Raw genomic sequence first — 21878 nt, 5'->3', positions numbered from 1 at the left:
GATCCGAGCATCCAACCCAGTTCAAGTAGTGCTTGGGCTGGTCAGTCTTGCCGTCACCAGACAGCGTCTAGCACCTCGACCGCACTTCGACGCAGAAGTGGTTCGTTACGGGATTGGACCTTCGAGCCCACACGCTGGGCGAAGCGCGTGAACGTCTGTTGATCTCTTTGCTCCAAGGCTGTGCACACTTGCTCAACCTCTGCCGGGCTAAGTGCCTGCCAGCTGAGTACAAGGTTGCGTTTCCATTCGCCCGCGTGCCGTTCAACGGCGTCATCAATGGCTTGATCAAGCTTCTGACCCGCAGCACTACCGTCTTTGGCAGCGGCCATCTTCGCAGTCTGCGTGCGATTGACCACGCCTTTGAGCATCGACTTGAACTGCGCTTCCGGCCTCAGTGCTTCAACGAGACCCTGAGCATCATTGCTTGCGCAGTGGGGGGACATGGTCCCACACCCGGCAACGGCAAATGCCGCGATGATAGTCACAAAGCGCTTCATGTCTTTGATGTATGGCTACGTCCGTTATTTATTTGCTAATTTGCCGGACGTCGCAGTTGCGGGCCGCTTCAACCATCATTCTAAGCCACATCGAATTCGATATTCAGCCGCGCGATGTTGCGGAAGCTGTAGGTCGGCTCGAACTCGTATCGGCGTGCATCGGGCGGGCCGTGGTGGGCTTCCGAAATGCGGATGTCCTTAGTGCGCTTGAGCAGTTCCTCGATGGCGACGCGTGCCTCGAGCCGGGCCAGCGGAGCGCCCATGCAGGCGTGGCCGCCGCGGCTGAAGGCCATGTGATCGCGCAGACCTTCGCGGTCCATGTCGAAATCGTCGGGGTGGGGGAAGTGGCGCGGGTCGTTGCTCGCGCCGGTCAGACTGACGTTGATCACGGTGCCGGCGGGGGTTTCGACGCCGGCGATCTCGGTGGACTTGCGGGCCAAGCGATAGACCACCTTGACCGGCGGATCGATCCGCAGCGTTTCCTCGATGAAATCGCCGATCTTTTCCGGCTCGGCGCGCAGGCGGGCCTGGATGTCGGGCCGGTCCCCCAACACGCGGATGGCCATCGCGATCAGGCGCGAGGTCGTGTCCTGCCCGGCGCCGAAGAGGAAGCGGGCCATTTCCGCGAGCCGCTCGCAGGGCGGAGCGCTGCCGTCCTTGAAACGGGAATTGGCGAGATCGCTCATCAGGTCGCCCTGCGGCTCGGCCTGACGCGAGAGGATGTAGTTGTCGAACCGTTCCTTGAGGAAGATCAGCGGGTCGGGGCCGACCTTGTGCACGGCATCGCCGTCGATCTGGCTCGGCGGCGCGCCCAGCATTTCCAGCAATTCCGCGCGGTCGGCCATGGGAATGCCCATTATGTCGCTGATCGCGTAGGTGGACGTGGCGTGGGCGAACTGGGTCACCACTTCGCAGCCGCCGTCCTTGGCGAAAGCATCGAACAGCCGGTTCACCAGACCGCGCAGGTATTCCTCGTTGGCCTTGAGGCGCTTGAAGGTGAGCAGGCTGGTCAGCAGGGCGCGGTGCCGGGTGTGGTCTTCGCCGTCGAAGCACACGAGGTGCGCTGTCCACGGCATTTCGCCCCGGTGCGCGTCGAGCTGCTCGCCGATATCGTCGCCTTGCGGTGTGAAGGGCAGGGGCGGTAGCGGTCCGAGAACCGATACCGCCGAGGAGAACGTGTCGTCCCGGCTGGTGAGGACTTCCACGACTTCGTCGTACCCCGAGACCACCAGCGATCCGTGATAGGCCTCGCGCTGCACCGGCGCGGCGGAGCGCATCTGCGCGAAGTACTCGCGTGGATGGTCGATCACCTTCGGGTCGGAATAGAAGTCCGGATAATTCGGCGGTGTAAGCGTCTCTGTCTGCGGCACGCCTTCTCTCCCTCGGCGTTTTCGTCAGACTGTTAGCACCGGCAGATTCTGTCAACCGGAAAACTGTACAACCGTCAAATCCACTTGAGTTTTCGGGCGATGAGCAGCTCGATGACAAACAGGCCCAGACACAGTCCGACGATAATCCAGAAACCGTGACTGCCAGGGCTTGCCAGCGGAATATCGCTCACGTTGATGCCCAGCAGTCCGGTCAGAAAGGTCAGCGGGAGGAAGATGCCCGCGACCATGGTCAGCATGTTCTGCGTGCGCTCGGTACTGGCGGCAGCGCGGGCGCGAATGTCGTCCTGCAGCACCAGCGCGCTTTCCTTGCTGATGTCGAGATCGTCGAGATAACGGCGGAGCCGGTCAATGGTCTCGGCGATCTCGCGGCGGTCGTGGTCCTCGAACCAGTCCGGCGCATTGTTGGCGATGGCAAGCAGCGCCTCGTGTTGCGGCGACATGTGCCGCTTGAGGCCCAGGCAGTTGCGGCGGATGGTGGCGATCTTGTCGAGTACCGACTCGGTATCCTCTTCGGGATCGCCGTCTTCCAGCTCGTCGATGGCATCGTTCATGTCGATGATCGAATGGCTCATGCGGTCGATCAGGTGCTCGGTCAGCGAGGTGACCAGCGAACCCGCGTCGACCGGGCCGGTGCCGGCATCCACGTCGTTGCAGGTCATCCGCGGTGTCTGCAGCGGCAGCCGGCGCAGGGTCACGACCCGCTTGCCGTCGCTCCACAGCTGCATCGAGAGCATGTCCTCCGGCTCGGCACCGGGGTTGAAGTTGATACCGCGCAACGTGGCGACCAGCGTGCTGCCGTCGCGGAAGGCACGCGGGCGGGTTGCCTCACCGGTGAGCAGTTCGGCGGTGGGTTCGGGGATGCCGAGGCACTCCTCCAGCCACTGCTGGACGCCGGGATGCGTGCGCTGGAGGTGGATCCAGAGCATCTCGTTGTCATTGCCGGGGCGCCATTCCGGCACCTCCTCCCAGCTGATCGGCCGGCCGCCGCCCTTGCCGTCCAGCACGCGGCCGAACAGCATCGGCATCGAGCCGTCGCCTTCATCGGTCAGGATTTTTGCCTTCATGTCCTTTGCATGCCCCAATTCGCTGCGGCGCAAAAGGGCATCTATCGACATCACGGCGGGGTGCCGCCGTGCGACAGGATACAGGAATCGCCGAGGAAGGTCGGAAGCGGCTTCAAACCCGCGCGCCGAACGCCTATAGGGCTGTCATGTCTTCTGTACGCCCCTGGCGCGATATCGAGCGCCGCAAGAGCCGCCAGATCATGGTCGGCAGCGTACCCGTCGGTGGCGATGCCCCGATCACGGTACAGACCATGACCAACACGCCCACTTCCGACGCAAAGGCCACGATCGACCAGATCCGCCGCTGCGAGGAGGCCGGGGCGGATCTCATCCGCGTGTCCTGCCCCGATGTGGAAAGCACGGCGGCCTTCCGCGAGATTGCCAGGGCGGCGCAGGTGCCGCTGATCGCGGACATCCATTTCCACTACAAGCGCGCGCTCGAAGCCGCCGATGCCGGCGCGGCCTGCCTGCGCATCAATCCCGGCAATATCGGCTCCGACGAACGCGTGGCCGAAGTTGTGCGGGCGGCCAAGGCCAATGGCTGTGCCATCCGAATCGGCGTGAACGCAGGCAGCCTCGAGCGCGATCTGCTCGAAAAGTATGGCGAACCCTGTCCGGAAGCGCTGGTCGAATCGGCGCTCGATCACATCAAGTTGCTGCAGGACCACGATTTCCACGAATACAAGGTGGCGGTGAAGGCCAGCGACGTGTTCCTCGCGGTTGCCGCCTATCAGGGGCTTGCCGACGCGGTGGATTGTCCGCTGCACCTCGGCATTACCGAGGCGGGCGGGCTTATCGGCGGCACGGTCAAATCGGCGCTCGGCATCGGTAACATGCTCTGGGCCGGCATCGGCGATACCTTGCGTGTCTCGCTTTCCGCCGAGCCGGAAGAGGAAGTGCGCGTCGGCTTCGAGATCCTGAAAGCGCTGGGCCTGCGCACCCGCGGTGTTCGCGTGGTCTCATGCCCCTCCTGCGCACGGCAGGGCTTCGACGTGATCCGCACGGTCGAGGCACTGGAAGCGCGCTTGCAGCACATCAAGACGCCGCTTTCGCTCTCGGTACTGGGTTGCGTTGTCAACGGTCCCGGCGAAGCGCGGGAGACCGACATCGGCATTACCGGCGGGGGTAACGGCAAGCACATGGTCTATCTCTCGGGCGTGACCGATCACCACGTGCAGAGCGACGACATGCTCGATCACATCGTTTCTCTGGTCGAGGCCAAGGCGGCCGAGATCGAAGCGGCGGAACAGGCGCAGGCGGTGGCCGCCGAATGAGCGCGATGAAGCGGGAGCTGTCGGCGTTTCTGGTTACACAGCGCGACAGCGTCCTGCTCTGGCGGTTGGCCCCGATCGTGCCGATGGTCGCGATCGTGCCGGAATTTGCGCAGCATGTCGCCGAGGTCCGCCTCGGCATGTTCGACAGCCTGGATGCGTTCCGGGCGCTGGCCATGGACCCGCAGCGCATGGCCTTCGGCGCTTTCAAGATTGCCGGCCTGATGATCGCGGTCGTCCTGGCGGCGCTGGTCTGGGCCAACCGCGAGCGTGGTGCGCGCTGGTGGAGCCTTGCCGGGATCGCGTGGAAACGGGTTCTTATCGGCTTCGCGATTCAGATTGTCGCATCGCTCCCCGGCATGATCTTCACGAGTGCATCCCCGCAAGTGGCAACGGCGATATCGGCCGTGATGACGGTCGCGAGCCTGCCCGCGCTCGTGCTCATGATCGGCGGCCTGGTCGGCGATCGGGCCTCGGGGCTGACGCAGGTTTACCGCGAGGGGTGGGGTCAGGCTCTGCGCATCGTCGTGCATGCGGGACCGGGCTGGTTGCTGCTGCAGGCGGTTCACAGCTGGAACCACGTGGCCGCTCTCGGTCGGCCCGAATCGCTGGTCTGGTCGCTGATGGTGTGGGATGCGCTGATCGTCGGCCTGATGGCGACACTGGCGGGTACGGCCATGCATCACGGCTACCGTATGGATCGGCCGGATCCGCAGGCGCTTTAACCGGCCATCATCCTTTGTCGGCTAACCTGCCGACATGCGCGCCGGACCTATCATCCTTCTCTTTGCGACGGTGACTTTCGTCGGCTGGATCGCGCCTGGACTCGAGGGAGAGACGGCAGTGGAGGCAGAACCCGCCCAGGTCGTTGCCGCTCCGCCGAGCCGGCAGGCCTGGATGAGCGGGGGCGCCGTGCTCGACCGGGCAGGCGATGGCCATTTCTATGCCGATGTGGACGTCGAATCGCGTCCCATCCATTTCCTGGTCGATACCGGGGCCAGCATCGTTGCGCTTACCGGAGCGGATGCGCGGTCGGTCGGTCTGGTCTGGAACGACGCCGATCTCGTACCGGTCGGCCGGGGGGCAAGCGGCACCGTCTACGGCGTGCCGGTGAGGCTTGACCGGGTGGAACTGGATACTTTCATAGCCCGGGATGTTGCCGCGGCGATCATCCCTGAGGGACTCGACGTGTCGCTGCTGGGTCAGTCTTTCCTCACGCATCTTCCCGGCGTGAAGGTTGAAGGCGACCGGATGGTGCTCGGCGACGAGGGCTGAGCGGATCAGACCATGTAGGGGGAAAGTCCCGCAAGGCTGGACCAGATGGCGAAAGCCGTCATGCCGATGACCGAGGCCATTGCAGCGGGCGTTACTTTCGATTCAGGGGCAATCATCTGTCCATAGCCTTGCGAGAGCGGGGGGTGCGCTCATCTAGCCCCGTCGCTGCTGCAAGGCCATGCAGCCGGTCGGACAGCAAACGACGTTTGTCGATGGCCGTCCGACCTGTGCTCAGTTCATCAGCTTTTCGGTGAGATAGGTCAGCCACAGCGCGGTGGTCTTGGCCGATTGGCGCACGTCGGCGCCCGAACCATGCCCGCCCTCGGTATTCTCGTAGAAGTAGTAGGGCAGGCCGAACTCGTCCATGCGCGCCGCGAACTTGCGGGCGTGCTGCGGGCCGACGCGGTCGTCCTTGGTCGTGGTGAAGATATAGGGCTCGGGATATTTCCCGTCTTTGCGCAGCGCATGATAGGGCGAGGTCTTGAGCCAGAAGGCGCGGGCATCGTCGTTCTTGGTGACATCCCCGTATTCGCCCTGCCAGCTCGCCCCCGCCGCGATCTTGCTGATGCGGATCATGTCGAGCAGCGGCACCTGGATGACCACGGCGTTATAGAGCTCGGGAAATTCCGTCATCTCTACGCCCATCAGCAGTCCGCCATTCGACCCGCCGAGAATGCCGAGATGGCGCGGCGAGGTGATCCGGGCGGCAATCATGTCACGCGCGACGGCCGCGAAGTCATCGTAGGCGATCTGCCGCTTCGTCTTGAGCGCGGCCTCGTGCCAGGCGGGGCCGAATTCGCCCCCACCCCGGATGTTGGCCAGTGCGAAGGCGCCACCGCGTTCCATCCAGAGCTTGCCGATGGTGCCCGAATAGAACGGCGTCTCGCTGATCTGGAAACCGCCATAGGCATTGAGCAGAACCGGTGTGGACCCGTCGAACGGGATATCCTTGCGGTGCACCAGGAAGTACGGGATCTTGGTGCCGTCGGTGGAGGTCGCCTCGCGCTGTTCGACGACGAGATTGCTGGCGTCGAACTTTGCCGGCAGGGTCTTGACCGCCTGCACCTCGCCATCCCTGGCATCGGCCAGATAGAGCGTGTCGGGTGTGGTGAAACCTTCGGCGGTCACGAAGACACGGTCGGTCGTGGTATCGGCCGAACCGAAATCGAGCCGCATCTTGTCGGGTAGCGGCAGCGCCGCTTGCTGCCAGCTTCCGTCCGCTTGAGGCGCAAACGCCAGCACGCGTCCGTTGACGTTGTCGAGCGTGGACAGCAGCAGACGATCGTGGGGCGCCTCGATGCCGTCGACGACCTTGAGCGCTTCGCGTGGTCCCGGCTTCCAGACCAGTCGCGGGGTCATGGCCTCGGGATGGGCCAGCACATCCGCAAGCGGTTCTGAAGCGACCGATCCCGCGGGCAGATCGCCCCAGGCTTCGTCGAGACGGAACACGACCTGGCCATTGACAAGCTCGGCTACCGAGACCTTTTCCGGCATTGTCAGCTTTTGCACGCCATCTGCGCCGACAATGAAAGTCTGCGAATGGAAGAAGTCGACGTTGCGGACGATCAGCGCCAGCGAATGGCCCTGCGCATCGTGCAGCACCGATGGAGTTGTGCCGACATCGCTTTTCTCGCCGCGGTAGATTTCCACGGCTTCGGATAGCGGCTGGCCGCGCGTCACGCGCTTGACGATATAGGCATAGCCGGATTCGGTCATGTCGCCCGGCGTCCATTCAGTCGCGACGAGCAGGTGATCGGCATCCTGCCAGACGACGTCCTGTTTGGCGCGGGGAAGCCGGAAGCCGCCCTCTACGAAGGAGCCGGCAGCAAGGTCGAACTCGCGGACTTCGACAGCGTCTTCGCCGCCGTCGGAAAGCGAGATCAGGCACCGCTGCTGATCAGGCTCGAGGCACTTGGCGCCCTTGAACACCCAGCTCTTGTCTTCGGCCTTGCCCAGCGCATCGATGTCGAGGACGGTCTGCCACTGTGGATCGGCCTTGCGATAGTCCTCCAGCGAGGTCTTGCGCCAGATCCCGCGCAAGTGGGCCTCGTCCTGCCAGAAGTTGTAGATCTCGCCATTGAGGAAGCGCGGCGCGGGGATACGGTCCTTGGCCCCCAGCAGGGCCAGCGCGTCTTCATAGAAAGTCTTGTAGTGCGGGCTGGCTTCGAGCCGCTCTTCAGTGGTGGCGTTTTGCGCCTTTACCCAGTCCATAGACCGCTGGCCGTCGAGGTCTTCCAGCCAGATGAAGGGATCGGCGGGATCGCGTGGATCGACCGGGCCCGGCGGCGCGGCGACGGCGGCGGGAACATAGGCCGCCGAAGCGGTCATGGTGACGAGAAGGACGGCCATGGCCGCGCGTACAGATTTCATGGGGAGACCCTCTGAACGGATACAGAGGGATAGCCTATCGGCCTCAGTTTTCGGTGCAAGGCCGTTGTTTCAAAACGAAGAAACCCCGCCGGTTCGCACCGGCGGGGCTCCGTTTGCCTGTCAGGCGGAAGGAAGGGAGGCTCAGGCCTCGCCTTCCCCTTCGCCCTTGTTCAGGTATTCGCCGGCATCGGCATCGGTGCCGTGGGTTTCACCCTCGACTGCCGCCAGCGGATCGTCGCCAAGATCGTCGAGTGGATCGCGCTGCAGTTCGGCTGCATGCTCTTCTTCCGCCGAGTTTGCGGCAATGAGCGCTTCCTGCATCTTGCGATAGGAGGCGCGCAAAGCGGCGTCGCGGCCGGAAGCGGCAACACGCACGCGGTTCATGCCCGCGCCGGTACCTGCCGGGATGAGGCGGCCGACGATGACGTTTTCCTTCAGACCGATCAGCGAGTCCTTCTTTCCTTCGACCGCCGCCTGCGTGAGCACGCGGGTGGTTTCCTGGAACGAAGCGGCCGAGATGAACGAACGGGTCTGCAGCGAGGCCTTGGTGATGCCGAGCAGAACCGGCTTGCCTTCGGCGGGCTTCTGGCCAGCCTTCAGCTTGCTGTTGTACTCGTTCATTTCCTCGTAGTCGACCTGCTCGCCGGCCAGCAGCGTGGTGTCGCCGCCATCGGTGATCTCGACCTTCTGCAGCATCTGGCGAACGATCACCTCGATGTGCTTGTCGTTGATCTTAACGCCCTGCAAGCGGTAGACTTCCTGGATTTCCGCGACGAGGTATTCCGCCAGCGCCTCGACACCGAGGACTTCGAGAATGTCGTGCGGATCGGGGCTGCCCGAGATCAGGTTGTCGCCCTTCTTGACGAAGTCGCCTTCCTGCACGTCGATCACGCGGCTCTTGGGGATCAGGTACTCGACCGGATCGCCCTCTTCCGGAATGATCGCGATCTTGCGCTTGGCCTTGTAGTCGCGAACGAACTCGATGCGGCCCGAGACCTTGGCGATGATCGAGTTGTCCTTCGGCTTGCGGGCCTCGAACAGCTCGGCAACACGCGGCAGACCGCCGGTGATGTCGCGGGTCTTGGCGGCTTCGCGCGAAGCACGGGCGAGAATGTCGCCGGCCTCGACGGTCTGGCCGTCTTCCACCGAGAGGGTCGTACCCGGTGCCATCATGTAGCGCGCGGCCTCGCCCGACTGGTCGTCGAGCAGGGTCAGGCGCGGACGCAGGTCTTCCTTCTTCTTCGAGCGGCTGGACGAACGGTCCTCGGTCACGACGCGGCTGGTCATGCCGGTCGCTTCATCGGCCTGTTCGGTCAGCGTGCGACCGTCGATCAGGTCCTGATACTTCACCACACCCGAGGTTTCGGTGATGATCGGCAGGGTGAACGGGTCCCACTCGGCCAGACGTTCGCCTTCCTTCACCGTCGCCCCATCGGTGTGGAGCAGCATGGTGCCGTAAGGCACGCGGTGCATGGCGCGCTCGCGTCCTTCGGTATCCATGATCACGACCTCGCCGTTGCGGGCGAGCGACAGACGGCGACCGCGCTTGTCGACGATCGTCGGGATGTCGCGGTAGTGAACCGTACCGTCGCAGATCGATTCCAGGTGGCTGGTTTCGTTGAGCTGCGCGGCGCCGCCGATGTGGAAGGTACGCATGGTGAGCTGCGTGCCCGGTTCGCCGATGGACTGCGCGGCGATGACGCCGACAGCTTCACCGATGTTGACCGGCGTGCCGCGAGCAAGGTCACGACCGTAGCATTTGGCGCACACGCCCTGTTCCGCTTCGCAGACCAGGGGAGAGCGAATCCGGGCCGCCTGCGTGCCGGTGGCCTCGATTGCAGCCACGGCCGGCTCATCGAGCAGCTGGCCATTGGCAGCCACTACGTTGCCTTCCTTGTCGGCGATGTCCTCGGCCAGGGTACGGCCCAGGATACGCTCGGCGAGCGAGGCGATGACCGAACCGCCCTGAACGATCGCGCGCATTTCCAGCGCACGCTCGGTACCGCAGTCCTCGACGACGACGACGCAGTCCTGCGACACGTCGACCAGACGGCGGGTCAGGTAACCGGAGTTCGCAGTCTTGAGCGCGGTGTCGGCCAGACCCTTACGGGCGCCGTGGGTCGAGTTGAAGTATTCAAGAACGGTCAGGCCTTCCTTGAAGTTCGAGATGATCGGCGTTTCGATGATCTCGCCCGACGGCTTGGCCATCAGGCCGCGCATACCGGCCAGCTGCTTCATCTGGGCCGGGCTACCACGGGCGCCGGAGTGGCTCATCATGTAGATCGAGTTGATCTGCGCCTCGCGACCGGTTTCCGGATCGATCGGCTGAGCCTTAATCTCGTCCATCATGGCGTTCGCGACCTGGTCGCCGCAACGGCTCCAGGCGTCGATCACCTTGTTGTACTTTTCCTGCTGGGTGATCAGGCCGTCCTGATACTGCTGCTCGTAGTCGGCAACCAGTTCCTTGGTCTCGGCGACCATTGCCACCTTCGAGTCCGGAATGATCATGTCATCCTTGCCGAAGGAGATGCCGGCCTTGAACGCGTGGCGGAAGCCGAGCGACATGATGGCGTCTGCGAACAGCACCGTGTCCTTCTGGCCGGTGTGGCGATAGACTTGGTCGATGACGTCGCCGATTTCCTTCTTGGTGAGAAGGCGGTTGATGACGTCGAACGGAACGGTGTGGCTCTTCGGCAGGCATTCGCCGATGAGCATTCGGCCCGGGGTCGTCACGACGCGGCGGAGGTACTCGTTGCCCTCCTCGTCGGTCTGCGGGACGCGGGTGATGATCTTGCTGTGCAGCGTCACCGCCTTGGTTTCGAGGGCCTGGTGGACCTCGGCTATGTCGGCGAAGCGCGGCAGCTTCTCGATCTTCTCGCCGCTTGCGTCCTCGATGAACTCGGGGGTCTTCTCCTGGCGTTCCATCGACAGGTAGTAGAGGCCGAGAACCATGTCCTGCGAAGGAACGATGATCGGCTTGCCGTTCGCGGGCGAGAGGATGTTGTTGGTCGACATCATCAGCACGCGCGCTTCGAGCTGGGCTTCCAGCGAAAGCGGAACGTGGACGGCCATCTGATCACCGTCGAAGTCGGCGTTGAAGGCCGAGCAGACGAGCGGGTGCAGCTGGATCGCCTTGCCCTCGATGAGAACCGGCTCGAACGCCTGAATGCCGAGGCGGTGAAGCGTCGGGGCGCGGTTCAGCATGACCGGGTGCTCGCGAATGACTTCGTCGAGGATGTCCCAGACTTCCTTGCGTTCCTTCTCGACCCACTTCTTGGCCTGCTTCAGGGTCATCGAGAGACCCTTGGCATCGAGGCGGGCGTAGATGAACGGCTTGAACAGCTCGAGCGCCATCTTCTTGGGCAGGCCGCACTGGTGCAGCTTGAGCTCCGGACCGGTCACGATCACCGAACGGCCCGAGTAGTCGACGCGCTTGCCGAGCAGGTTCTGACGGAAGCGGCCCTGCTTGCCCTTGAGCATGTCGGACAGCGACTTGAGCGGACGCTTGTTGGCGCCGGTGATGACGCGGCCGCGGCGACCGTTGTCGAACAGCGCGTCAACAGCCTCCTGCAGCATGCGCTTTTCGTTGCGGACGATGATGTCCGGCGCGCGCAGCTCGATCAAGCGCTTCAGGCGGTTGTTGCGGTTGATGACGCGGCGGTAGAGGTCGTTGAGGTCCGACGTCGCGAAGCGGCCGCCGTCCAGCGGCACCAGCGGGCGCAGTTCGGGCGGAATGACCGGCACGACTTCGAGGATCATCCACTCGGGACGGTTGCCCGAATCGATGAACGATTCGACGACCTTGAGGCGCTTGATGATCTTCTTGGGCTTGAGTTCCGACTTGGTCGTCTCGAGCTCCTGCAACAGGTCGGCACGCTCCTGTTCGAGGTCGAGGTTCATCAGCATGTGCTTGACGGCCTCGGCGCCGATGCCGGCCGAGAAGGCGTCCTCGCCGTACTCGTCCTGCGCGTCGAGCAGTTCGTCCTCGGTCAGCAGCTGGTACTTCTCGAGCGGGGTCAGGCCCGGCTCGGTGACGATGTAGCTCTCGAAGTAGAGGACGCGCTCAAGCAGCTTCAGCTGCATGTCGAGCAGCAGGCCGATGCGCGAAGGCAGCGACTTGAGGAACCAGATGTGCGCCACCGGCGCGGCCAGCTCGATGTGGCCCATGCGCTCGCGGCGCACCTTGGTGACGGTGACTTCGACGCCGCACTTCTCGCAGACGACGCCCTTGTACTTCATGCGCTTGTACTTGCCGCAAAGGCACTCGTAGTCCTTCACCGGGCCGAAGATGCGCGCGCAGAACAGACCGTCACGTTCGGGCTTGAACGTGCGGTAGTTGATGGTTTCCGGCTTCTTGATCTCGCCGAAGGACCAGGAGCGGATACGCTCGGGCGAGGCGAGACCGATCTGGATCTGATCGAAAGTCTCGGGCTTCGCCATCTGGTTGGTGAACTTGGTCAGGTCGTTCATAGTTCAATTCCCATTGAAGGGTGAATTCGTCGGAGCGGAAAGGGAGGGCGGCCGCGTTGCGGCGGACCGCCCGCTCCCTGTTACTCCGCAGCCTGGGGCAGCATGTCGCCGTCTTCGCCATCGTCGAGGCTCTTGAGCTCGACGTTGAGGCCCAGCGAGCGCATTTCCTTGACGAGAACGTTGAAGCTCTCGGGAATGCCGGCCTCGAAGGTGTCGTCGCCCTTGACGATCGCTTCGTAGACCTTGGTGCGGCCGACGACGTCGTCGGACTTCACCGTCAGCATTTCCTGCAAGGTGTATGCGGCGCCGTAGGCCTGGAGAGCCCAGACCTCCATCTCACCGAAGCGCTGACCGCCGAACTGCGCCTTACCGCCCAGCGGCTGCTGGGTGACGAGCGAGTAGGGGCCGATCGAACGGGCGTGGATCTTGTCGTCGACGAGGTGGTGCAGCTTCAGCATGTAGATGATGCCCACGGTCACCTTGCGGTCGAACGGCTCGCCGGTGCGGCCGTCGAACAGGGTGGACTGACCCGACTTGTCGAGACCGGCCAGCTCCAGCATGTCCGCGACGTCGGATTCCACCGCGCCGTCGAACACCGGAGTGCCCATCGGGACGCCCTTGGTGACGTTGCCGGCGAGTTCGAGCAGCGACGCGGTGTCGCGGCTGTCGATGTCGTCGGCATAGTGCGCGCCGTAGATCGTCTTGAGGCGTTCGCGCACCGCTTCTGGCGGCGCGGCCGTTTCCGGGTCCGGATTGGCGTGGCGCCAGTCTTCCAGAGCCTGTTTGACCTGCTGGCCCAGACCGCGCGCGGCCCAGCCCAGATGGGTCTCGAAGATCTGCCCGACGTTCATGCGCGAAGGCACGCCCAGCGGGTTGAGCACGATGTCTACAGGCGTACCGTCCTCGAGGAACGGCATGTCTTCCTGCGGCAGGATGCGCGAGATGACGCCCTTGTTACCGTGACGGCCGGCCATCTTGTCGCCCGGCTGCAGCTTGCGCTTCACGGCCACGAAGACCTTGACCATCTTGAGCACGCCCGGAGCCAGCTCGTCGCCGCGCTCCAGCTTCTCCTTGCGATCCTCGAACTTCTCCTGGATCGCCTTGACGGTCTCGTCGTACTGCGCCTTCACCGCTTCGAGCTGCGACTGCATGTGGTCGTCCGCAACCGCGAACTTCCACCATTCGTGCTTCTCGACTTCGGCAAGGATCTCGTCGGTGATCTCGCCACCCTTCTTCACACCCTTGGGCGCGGAAGCGGCAACCTGGCCGACCAGCATTTCCTGCAGGCGGTTGTAGGTTGCGCGGTTGAGAATGGCGCGCTCGTCCTCGCGGTCCTTGGCGAGGCGTTCAATTTCCTCGTTCTGGATCGCGCGGGTACGGTCGTCGATCTCGATGCCGTGACGGTTGAACACGCGCACGTCGACGATGGTGCCCGAAACGCCCGGCGGCAGGCGAAGCGAGGTGTCGCGCACGTCGCTGGCCTTTTCGCCGAAGATGGCGCGCAGAAGCTTTTCTTCCGGCGTCATCGGGCTTTCGCCCTTCGGCGTGATCTTGCCGACGAGGATGTCACCCGGGTGCACTTCGGCGCCGATGTAGACGATACCCGCTTCGTCGAGGTTGCGCAGGGCTTCCTCGCCGACATTGGGAATGTCGCGGGTGATGTCTTCCGGGCCCAGCTTGGTGTCGCGGGCCATGACCTCGAAATCGTCGATGTGGATCGAAGTGAAGACGTCGTCCTTCACGATCCGCTCGGAGATGAGGATGGAGTCCTCGTAGTTGTAGCCGTTCCAGGGCATGAACGCGACGAGGGTGTTGCGGCCCAGCGCGAGTTCGCCCAGTTCGGTCGAGGGGCCGTCGGCAATGGTGTCGCCGGCCTTGACCCAGTCGCCGACCTTCACCAGCGGCCGCTGGTTGATGCAGGTCGACTGGTTCGAACGTTCGAACTTCTGCAAACGGTAGATGTCGACGCCCGACTTGCCAGGCTCGATGTCGCCCGAGGCGCGGATGACGATACGGGTCGCGTCGACCTGGTCGACGATACCGCCGCGCAGGGCCGAGATAGCAGCGCCCGAATCGCGCGCCACGGTCTCTTCCATGCCGGTGCCGACGAACGGAGCGTCCGCCTTCACGAGCGGCACGGCCTGACGCTGCATGTTCGAGCCCATCAGAGCGCGGTTGGCGTCGTCGTTTTCCAGGAACGGAATGAGCGAGGCCGCGACCGAGACGAGCTGCTTGGGCGAAACGTCCATCAGCGTGATCTGGTCGGACGGGCTCATGATGAACTCGCCGTTCTGACGAGCCGAGATGAGATCCTCGACGAACGTGCCGTCATCGGTGAGCATGGCCGATGCCTGGGCGACGGTGTGCTTCTGCTCTTCCATGGCCGAGAGGTAGATCACCTCGCCGGTCACCTTGCCGTCGATCACCTTGCGGTACGGCGTTTCGATGAAGCCGTACTTGTTGACGCGGGCGAAGGTCGAGAGCGAGTTGATCAGACCGATGTTCGGGCCTTCCGGCGTTTCAATCGGGCAGATGCGGCCATAGTGGGTCGGGTGAACGTCGCGGACTTCGAAACCGGCGCGCTCACGGGTCAGACCGCCCGGGCCAAGCGCCGAAACGCGGCGCTTGTGGGTGACTTCCGACAGCGGGTTGGTCTGGTCCATGAACTGCGAGAGCTGGCTGGAACCGAAGAACTCGCGAACGGCGGCCACGGCGGGCTTGGCGTTGATGAGGTCGTTCGGCATCACGGTCGAGACGTCGACCGAACTCATGCGTTCCTTGACGGCGCGCTCCATGCGCAGCAGGCCGACGCGGTACTGGTTTTCCAGCAGCTCGCCCACCGAACGCACACGGCGGTTGCCGAGGTTGTCGATGTCGTCGATCTCGCCCTTGCCGTCCTTGAGGTTCACCAGTTCCTTGACCACGGCGAGGATGTCCTCGGTGCGCAGCGTGGTAACGGTGTCCTCGGCATCGAGGCTGAGACGCATGTTGAGCTTGACGCGGCCGACAGCGGAAAGGTCATAGCGATCGCCATCGAAGAACAGGCCTTCGAAGAGGGCTTCGGCGGTTTCCTTCGTCGGCGGCTCGCCCGGGCGCATGACCTTGTAGATCGCCTCGAGGCCCATCTCGCGGTTCTCGGCCTTGTCGGCCTTCATGGTGTTGCGCATCCACGGGCCGGTGTTGACGTCGTCGATGTCGAGCAGGTTGAGCTGGTCGATACCGGCGGCATCGAGCGCCTCGAGGTTTTCCGGCGTCACTTCGTCGCCGGCCTCGATGTAGATACGGCCGGTCGACTCGTCGATCATGTCTTCGGCGACATAGCGGCCGAAGATTTCCTCGGTCGGGATGAGGAGCTCCTCGAGACCGTCCTTCTGCGCCTTGTTGGCAGCGCGCGGGCTGATCTTGTGACCGGCGCCGAACACGACTTCGCCCGACTTGGCATCGACGATGTCGAAGGTCGGCTTCAGGCCGCGCCACGCTTCGGGCGAGTAGGGCAGGCGCCAGCCGCCTTCACCACGCTTCCAGGTGACGGTTTCGTAGAAGTGGTCAAGGATCTGCTCGCTGTCGAGGCCGAGGGCATAAAGCAGCGAGGTGACCGGCAGCTTGCGCTTACGGTCGATACGCACGTTGACGATGTCCTTGGCGTCGAATTCGAAGTCGAGCCAGGAACCGCGGTACGGAATCACGCGGGCAGCGAAGAGGAACTTGCCCGAGGAGTGCGTCTTGCCGCGGTCATGGTCGAACAGCACGCCCGGCGAACGGTGCATCTGCGAAACGATCACGCGCTCGGTGCCGTTGATGAAGAAGGTGCCGTTTTCGGTCATGAGCGGCATGTCGCCCATGTAGACGTCCTGCTCCTTGATATCGAGGACCGAGCGGGTTTCGGTCTCGGCGTCGACCTCGAACACGATGAGGCGCAGCGTGACCTTCATCGGAGCCGCGTAGGTGATGCCGCGCTGGCGGCACTCGGTCACGTCGTACTTCGGGTCTTCCAGTTCGTAATGGACGAAATCCAGTTCGCTGGTGCCTGCGAAGTCACGGACGGGGAACACCGAACGCAGCGTCTTTTCCAGGCCCGAGACATAACCGGTCGCCGGGTCGGAGCGCAGGAACTGCTCGTAGCTTTCGCGCTGAACTTCGATGAGGTTGGGCATCTGGACGACTTCGTGGATGTCGCCGAAGATCTTGCGGATGCGCTTCTTGACGGAGCGTCCGGTGGTATCGAGGGGCTTGGTCGCCATGTGGGTCTTTGCCTCTTCGCTTCTCTAGAGGGGCCGATTCGTTTTGATTCGGCCCGAAAATATTTCGTCTTGCGAGGACGTTTTTCCGCTTCTGAACGGACCATCGGAAACGCGAAAAGGCCGCTCGGCGTGCAAGAAACCCTTGAAAAGGGTGTCATTGCGGCCTGCAGCCTGGCGTCAGATGGAAACCCGGTTCGCTTCCTTCCCGGGCGTGTCCCCGCGCATGGACCCGCCTTGCTCGAAGCGCCGAGCGAAAGGGGGTTATAGGATCGCACCCGCGACGTGTCAAACCCGCGGTTCATGCCTTAAGACAGGATCATGACCACACCCAACCCCGTACCCGAACCTGTGGATCTAGACCGAACGCTGGGCGACGCCACCGGCATCATGATTCCCGCGCATGGCGAGGCGCTGCGCAAGGACGGCGCACCTTGGCTCACGGCTGCGTTCCGCCGCTTCGGATCGCTGCCTGCCGACAATGCCGTCGAGCGCATCGTCAGGCTGGAGCGCTGCGCGGGCGGCAGCACCGGTGCCAAATTTCTCCTCGATGTCGAATATGCCCGGCCCGGTCCGGATCTGCGCACGGCGTTGTTCGTGAAGTTCTCGCGCGATTTTACCGACCGCCGCCGCGACCATCCGGGGCGCTATGAAATGGCGAGCGAGGTACCTTTCATGGCGCTCGCCCGGCAGCCGGACTTTCCGGTGGACGTCGCCGAGCCCTATTTCGCCGACTACGAGCAGGCAACGGGGACCGGCATCGTCATTACCGAACGCATCGCTTTCGGTGCGGAGGCCGGTGGGCGACGTATCGAACCGCACCGCCCCAAGACGCTCGACTTCGAGGCGCTGGCCGATCCACTGCCGTATTATAGGGCCACCGTCACGGCGCTCGCCCGCTTGGCCGCCGCACACAAGGCAGGGCGCCTGTCTTCGGATATCGAGACGCTGTTTCCATGGGACCCGGCAACCGGCAGCGCCGATCCGATCCGGCAGACGGCCGCAGAGCTGGAGGGCGAGCTGTCGAGTTGCCGCGCTTTCGTCGAGCGGGCGCCGCAGCATTTTCCGGAGCGGGTGCGATCGGCCGAATTCATGGCGCGTTTCTGTCGGGAGGCCCTGCAGGTCCGTGAAAACGAAAGGGCGATCCAGGCTTTTCTGACCGGCAATTCCGACATGATCGCACTCAACCACTGGAATGCCCATATCGACAATGCCTTCTTCTGGCGCGAAGGCGAGGCGCTCCATTGCGGGCTGATCGACTGGGGCCGCGTCGGCCAGATCACGCTCGGGGCAGCCTTATGGGGCGGATTGTCCGCCGCCCATCATGATATCTGGGACCGTCACCTCGACGATCTGCTCGGCCTCTTTGTGGAGGAGTACCGGTCGGGCGGTGGGCCTGCGGTCACGGCTGCGGCACTGGAACAGCATCTCATGATGCATATCGCGGCCATGGGTGTTGCGCGGGTGCTGGCCTTTCCGGAAATCATCGAGTTCCGTCTGCCGGGTGTCTTCGAGGCTTCCGGACCGCAGGATCCGGAGGTGCTGGCGGTCGAGCCGGGGCGCAATTGCCTCCATGTCCTGACGGTGTTCCTGAAACTCTGGGAGGCGCGGGACCTGGGAGGACGCGCCAGGCGCCTGTCCTGACCGGCAGTCCTTTTGCGCACTGAACCAGTGCGCCTTTCCTCTCTTTGCAGTGCGGAGCCGACGCCTCGCGGGAGGCCTTCTCGTATATCAACGAGGAGCATATTGTTGTTCGATATTATTGTTTGACAATAAGGCGAATCGCTCTTATTGAATTTCGATATGACGCATATCGGAGAACGTGAAGTGACCACTCAAGATACCCGGGGAAGCAATCGCCCTGTCGCTGCCATCATGGCACTCGTATTGGCCGCAACCCTCTGGTTGCCGACGGTTTCGTCTTCTGCCCATGCCAGTGCTGCCACGCCGGCTTCGCAGAACGTGATCGTGGTCTCGGCGTCCGGGACCTACGTCCCGGCGCTGATGTGATCGGGGGGCGACGCAAGATGACTTCGATTACGCGCGATCCGCTTCTCGCCATAGCCAAAGCCATCCTCTGGTTCCTGATGGGCGTGATGGCTCTGGCGGCGCTGGCCTGCCTGATCGCGGTGCCTGCTCTGTTCATCGGGCAGGACACCGTGATCGAGCACCTCTCGAAAGAAGCGCCGAACCTGGATTTTCCGCAGTTCATCATGGCGATTGCCGCAGTCCTGCTGCTGGCAGCGACGCTGCTCGGCATCCTGTTCCGGATATTCCAGCTTCTCAAACAGATCGTCGATACCGTCGGCGTGGGCGATCCCTTCGTACCGGTCAATGCGAAGCGCCTGACGCGGATGGCCTGGCTTACGCTTGCCGTGCAGCTTGTCAGCCTGCCGATCACGGGCCTTGTGATCTGGATTCACAATGTGACCGAAGGCACAGGCGTAGACGCCGAAGTCCACTCAAACGGCGTCGATGGCAACGGACTGCTGCTCGTACTCATCCTGTTCATTCTCGCCCGTGTCTTCCGCAAGGGCGCAGAGATGCGCGAAGAACTCGAAGGGACTGTGTGATGGACCTTGGACTGAACATGTTCCGCAAGCAGATGCCCTCCGGCGAAACCTGGCGCCGTAGTCTGCAGGACCCGCTTCTCGTGGTCGCTGTGGTGGTCCTCGTAATTGCTCTCGTCGGCATCGCGCTGACCATGGCAGCAGCCCTCGCAGCGCTGGTCCTCACGATGACGACGGCTTCGCCGATGGGCCTGCCGTTCTCGGACCCCGCCTGGGATCAGGTGAGCTCGCTGATCTTCGCGCTTGTGGCGCTTTCGGTGATCGCCGGCGGTATCGGTAATGTCCTGAACATTGTCGCCACGGTGGCCGAGCGCAACGCCTTCGATCCGGCCAACGCCGGCCGCATCGAGCGTCTTGGCTGGCGCGTGGTCGAGCTGGGCGTGATCGGGTGGCTTGCGCGCCGGCTTGACGTGCCGGTCGGCGGCAACATCGCAGGCTTCGACATCTCGGTCGATCTCGGTGGTGGCAACGTCCTGGCCTTTGCCCTCGTTCTCTTCGTTCTGGCCCGCGTCTTCCGTCACGGAAGCCGGCTGCAGACCGAAGTCGAAGGGACCGTGTGATGGCCGCCGCTGAAAAAGAAACCCCGAACGAAGGAGTTCAGATCGTGGTGAGACTCGACGACCTGCTGCATGAAAGGCGCATGACGCTGACCGAACTGGCCGAACGCATCGGCATCACTCTGGCCAACCTCTCGATCCTCAAGACCGGCAAGGCCAAGGCCATCCGCTTTTCCACGCTCGAGGCCATCTGCCGCGAACTGGAATGCCAGCCCGGCGACCTCCTGACCTATCGGACCGTGAGTACCGACTGACGGTTTCCCTCACGGACGAGATATGCGCGAGGGGCTCTGGTCAGACCGAAAGGTCGACCAGGGCCCCTTTTCTCTGGTCGTCTTCCTGCGAGTAGACTTTGGCGATCATCTGGGCAGCCGCCTGTTCCCAGTCGAGCCGCAATTGCGCCTCGGCCTCGTTGTCCGGCTGCTGGTGCCCGAAGAACATCGGCTTGAAGCCGTTCTCGTCCTCGGGACCATATCGCTTTGCTGATGATGGCGCGTCTATCGTGCGCGCAGGCTTGGTATGGGCCACGCCGCCAATGGCGAAGGGAACGGGTCTGTAATCGTTCAAGCGCATACGAACTGCCTCCAGGCTGCTCATACCCCCCGCTAGAACAAGCAGGCTTGCATGGGCGGGTTAAGAACTGGTGTGCTCGATATACGTATTAACGCGCAATGTGCGGAGGGGTGTCGAGAGCCACTCCATCGCCGCGCCAGATAAGGCCGCGGCGGGCTTGGCATCCCAACCTGTTCTTGACTCTCGCAGGCATTTGCGTCATTGGCCCGCCCCGACCGGCGGGTTCTGCCTGCCGATCATCCGTCCGAGACCGCTGCTGAGGGCTTCCCTCTTAATTTGCAGCCTAGACGGGGAACAGGAAATTTACAGGCCCTCGCTCCTTTTGAGCGTGGCGCCGCCATCGCGCTTCAGGCGCGATACTCCTTCCCCATCGAACGGACTCGCCCATGGTGCTTCTGGCGCCGTGGACAAACGTAGCCGGCCGTCCGGGGCAACCCGGTTCGGCCACATGTGAAGGAGTAAGGCATGGATCGTTCGCAGAAAGCCGATGCGGTCGCCCAGCTCAACGCAACGTTCAACGAGGTCGGCGTGGTGGTCATCACCCGCAACCTCGGCATGACGGTGGCCCAGTCCACCGAACTGCGCACGAAGGTTCGTGAAGCCGGCGCGTCCTACAAGGTTGCGAAGAACCGTCTTGCCAAGCTTGCCATTGCGGACACCGACTATGTCGGTATCGGCGACTTCCTGACCGGCCCGACGGCCATTGCCACTTCGGTGGACCCCGTCGCAGCCGCCAAGGCCGTTGTCGAATTCGCCAAGACGACCGACAAGATCGAAATCGTCGGCGGCGCAATGGGCTCGCAGGTTCTGAACGCCGACGGTGTCAAGGCTCTCGCTTCGATGCCCTCGCTCGACGAACTGCGTGCCAAGCTCATTGGTCTCGTCCAGGCTCCGGCCACGAAGATCGCCCAGCTCTCGACCGCTCCGGCGGCCAAGCTGGCCCGTGTCTTCGGCGCCTACGCCGCCAAGGACGCTGCCTGAGCCAAGCCTCGGTAACACGTTTCGAAACGATTTATCCCGTCCGTGCGGCATGAGGCCCCGGCGGGACCACAGATCAGGAGTGAAGTACAATGGCCGATATCGCCAAGCTTGTTGAAGAACTGTCGCAGCTGACCGTCCTTGAGGCGGCTGACCTCGCCAAGGCCCTCGAAGAGGCATGGGGCGTTTCCGCCGCTGCCGCCGTCGCCGTTGCCGGCCCCGCCGCTGGTGGTGCCGACGCTGGTGCCGCTGCTGAAGAGCAGACCGAATTCGACGTGATCCTCACCGGCGACGGTGGCAAGAAGATCCAGGTCATCAAGGAAGTCCGCGCCATCACCGGCCTGGGTCTCGCCGAAGCCAAGGGCCTCGTTGAAGGTGCTCCGAAGGCCGTCAAGGAAGGCGTCAACAAGGCGGAAGCCGAGGAAATCAAGGCGAAGATCGAAGCAGCCGGCGGCACCGTCGAGCTCAAGTAATCTTCTTCTCGGTTCTTTCGAGACGAAAAAGGGAAAGGGCGGCTCCGCTGGGGCCGCCCTTTTTCTATGAATCTCAAATCGGCTTTGCATGCGATTGCACTTTTGTGACAAACCCCTGTCTGCACTTGCCGGTACGGCACGATGACGTTTT

Annotated in this window: 17 protein-coding genes; 10 read left to right on the top strand and 7 right to left on the bottom strand. The window is 63.3% G+C overall.

Translation table 11 applies throughout. The features are described 5' to 3' along the window. Positions 1–53: 53 nt before the first annotated feature. The 3 genes from IEX64_RS00525 to IEX64_RS00515 all read right to left on the bottom strand — a co-directional run bounded on the left by IEX64_RS00525 (position 54) and on the right by IEX64_RS00515 (position 2952). Positions 54–497 carry a hypothetical protein gene (locus IEX64_RS00525; RefSeq protein WP_188817177.1) on the bottom strand — a complete coding sequence of 148 codons (444 nt, stop codon included), beginning with the start codon at positions 495–497 and terminating at the stop codon, positions 54–56. An 80-nt stretch (positions 498–577) separates the two neighbouring features. Then, complete coding sequence (locus IEX64_RS00520; RefSeq protein WP_188817175.1) at positions 578–1867, bottom strand: cytochrome P450; 1290 nt, start codon at positions 1865–1867, stop codon at positions 578–580. Positions 1868–1941: 74 nt separating this feature from the next. Then, complete coding sequence (locus IEX64_RS00515) at positions 1942–2952, bottom strand: zinc transporter ZntB (RefSeq protein WP_188817173.1); 1011 nt, start codon at positions 2950–2952, stop codon at positions 1942–1944. Positions 2953–3098: 146 nt separating this feature from the next. Between IEX64_RS00515 and ispG the strand changes: the two genes are divergently transcribed. From ispG to IEX64_RS00500, 3 genes are read left to right on the top strand one after another with little or no spacing between them, the layout of a single operon-like run. Beyond that, positions 3099–4226 carry a flavodoxin-dependent (E)-4-hydroxy-3-methylbut-2-enyl-diphosphate synthase gene (gene ispG, locus IEX64_RS00510; protein ID WP_188817171.1) on the top strand — a complete coding sequence of 376 codons (1128 nt, stop codon included), beginning with the start codon at positions 3099–3101 and terminating at the stop codon, positions 4224–4226. Beyond that, on the top strand, positions 4223–4948 hold the full coding sequence (locus IEX64_RS00505) for a hypothetical protein (protein WP_188817169.1): 726 nt from the start codon (positions 4223–4225) through the stop codon (positions 4946–4948). Before ispG ends, IEX64_RS00505 begins: the two co-directional genes overlap by 4 nt. Before the next feature lie 34 nt (positions 4949–4982). Next, positions 4983–5498: a retropepsin-like aspartic protease family protein gene (locus IEX64_RS00500; protein ID WP_188817167.1), complete on the top strand. Its 516-nt coding sequence runs from the start codon at positions 4983–4985 to the stop codon at positions 5496–5498. A gap of 231 nt (positions 5499–5729) precedes the next feature. On the opposite strand, the gene IEX64_RS00495 is transcribed toward IEX64_RS00500, so the two are convergent. The 3 genes from IEX64_RS00495 to rpoB all read right to left on the bottom strand — a co-directional run bounded on the left by IEX64_RS00495 (position 5730) and on the right by rpoB (position 16579). Beyond that, positions 5730–7868: a prolyl oligopeptidase family serine peptidase gene (locus tag IEX64_RS00495; protein ID WP_188817165.1), complete on the bottom strand. Its 2139-nt coding sequence runs from the start codon at positions 7866–7868 to the stop codon at positions 5730–5732. Between the two features lie 141 nt (positions 7869–8009). Continuing rightward, positions 8010–12338: a DNA-directed RNA polymerase subunit beta' gene (gene rpoC, locus IEX64_RS00490; protein WP_188817162.1), complete on the bottom strand. Its 4329-nt coding sequence runs from the start codon at positions 12336–12338 to the stop codon at positions 8010–8012. Positions 12339–12418: 80 nt separating this feature from the next. Then, on the bottom strand, positions 12419–16579 hold the full coding sequence (gene rpoB / locus IEX64_RS00485) for a DNA-directed RNA polymerase subunit beta (RefSeq protein ID WP_188817160.1): 4161 nt from the start codon (positions 16577–16579) through the stop codon (positions 12419–12421). A 318-nt stretch (positions 16580–16897) separates the two neighbouring features. Here rpoB and IEX64_RS00480 point away from each other — a divergent pair, with 318 nt between their 5' ends. The 5 genes from IEX64_RS00480 (at position 16898) to IEX64_RS00460 (ending at position 19957) form a co-directional block, all read left to right on the top strand. Next, the gene (locus IEX64_RS00480) at positions 16898–18220 is read left to right on the top strand and encodes a hypothetical protein (protein WP_188817158.1); all 1323 of its coding nucleotides are present in this window, start codon (positions 16898–16900) and stop codon (positions 18218–18220) included. A gap of 183 nt (positions 18221–18403) precedes the next feature. After that, entirely contained in the window at positions 18404–18586 is a 183-nt protein-coding gene (locus tag IEX64_RS00475) for a hypothetical protein (protein WP_188817156.1), read from the top strand. A gap of 17 nt (positions 18587–18603) precedes the next feature. Next, the gene (locus IEX64_RS00470) at positions 18604–19149 is read left to right on the top strand and encodes a DUF2975 domain-containing protein (RefSeq protein WP_188817154.1); all 546 of its coding nucleotides are present in this window, start codon (positions 18604–18606) and stop codon (positions 19147–19149) included. Then, positions 19149–19706 carry a DUF2975 domain-containing protein gene (locus IEX64_RS00465; protein WP_188817151.1) on the top strand — a complete coding sequence of 186 codons (558 nt, stop codon included), beginning with the start codon at positions 19149–19151 and terminating at the stop codon, positions 19704–19706. Before IEX64_RS00470 ends, IEX64_RS00465 begins: the two co-directional genes overlap by 1 nt. Beyond that, positions 19706–19957 carry a helix-turn-helix domain-containing protein gene (locus tag IEX64_RS00460; protein WP_188817149.1) on the top strand — a complete coding sequence of 84 codons (252 nt, stop codon included), beginning with the start codon at positions 19706–19708 and terminating at the stop codon, positions 19955–19957. Before IEX64_RS00465 ends, IEX64_RS00460 begins: the two co-directional genes overlap by 1 nt. Before the next feature lie 40 nt (positions 19958–19997). On the opposite strand, the gene IEX64_RS00455 is transcribed toward IEX64_RS00460, so the two are convergent. Further along, positions 19998–20276, bottom strand: a complete 279-nt coding sequence (locus IEX64_RS00455) for a hypothetical protein (RefSeq protein ID WP_188817148.1) — start codon at positions 20274–20276, stop codon at positions 19998–20000. Between the two features lie 465 nt (positions 20277–20741). Between IEX64_RS00455 and rplJ the strand changes: the two genes are divergently transcribed. Beyond that, complete coding sequence (rplJ, locus tag IEX64_RS00450; RefSeq protein WP_188817146.1) at positions 20742–21257, top strand: 50S ribosomal protein L10; 516 nt, start codon at positions 20742–20744, stop codon at positions 21255–21257. Between the two features lie 89 nt (positions 21258–21346). Then, positions 21347–21727: a 50S ribosomal protein L7/L12 gene (gene rplL, locus IEX64_RS00445; RefSeq protein ID WP_188817144.1), complete on the top strand. Its 381-nt coding sequence runs from the start codon at positions 21347–21349 to the stop codon at positions 21725–21727. The last annotated feature ends 151 nt before the right edge of the window (positions 21728–21878 follow it).

Source organism: Novosphingobium indicum (assembly GCF_014645195.1).
Classification (GTDB): domain Bacteria; phylum Pseudomonadota; class Alphaproteobacteria; order Sphingomonadales; family Sphingomonadaceae; genus Novosphingobium; species Novosphingobium indicum.
The sequence above is the reverse complement of the archived record's forward strand: the minus strand, read 5'-3'. Positions and strand labels throughout refer to the sequence as shown.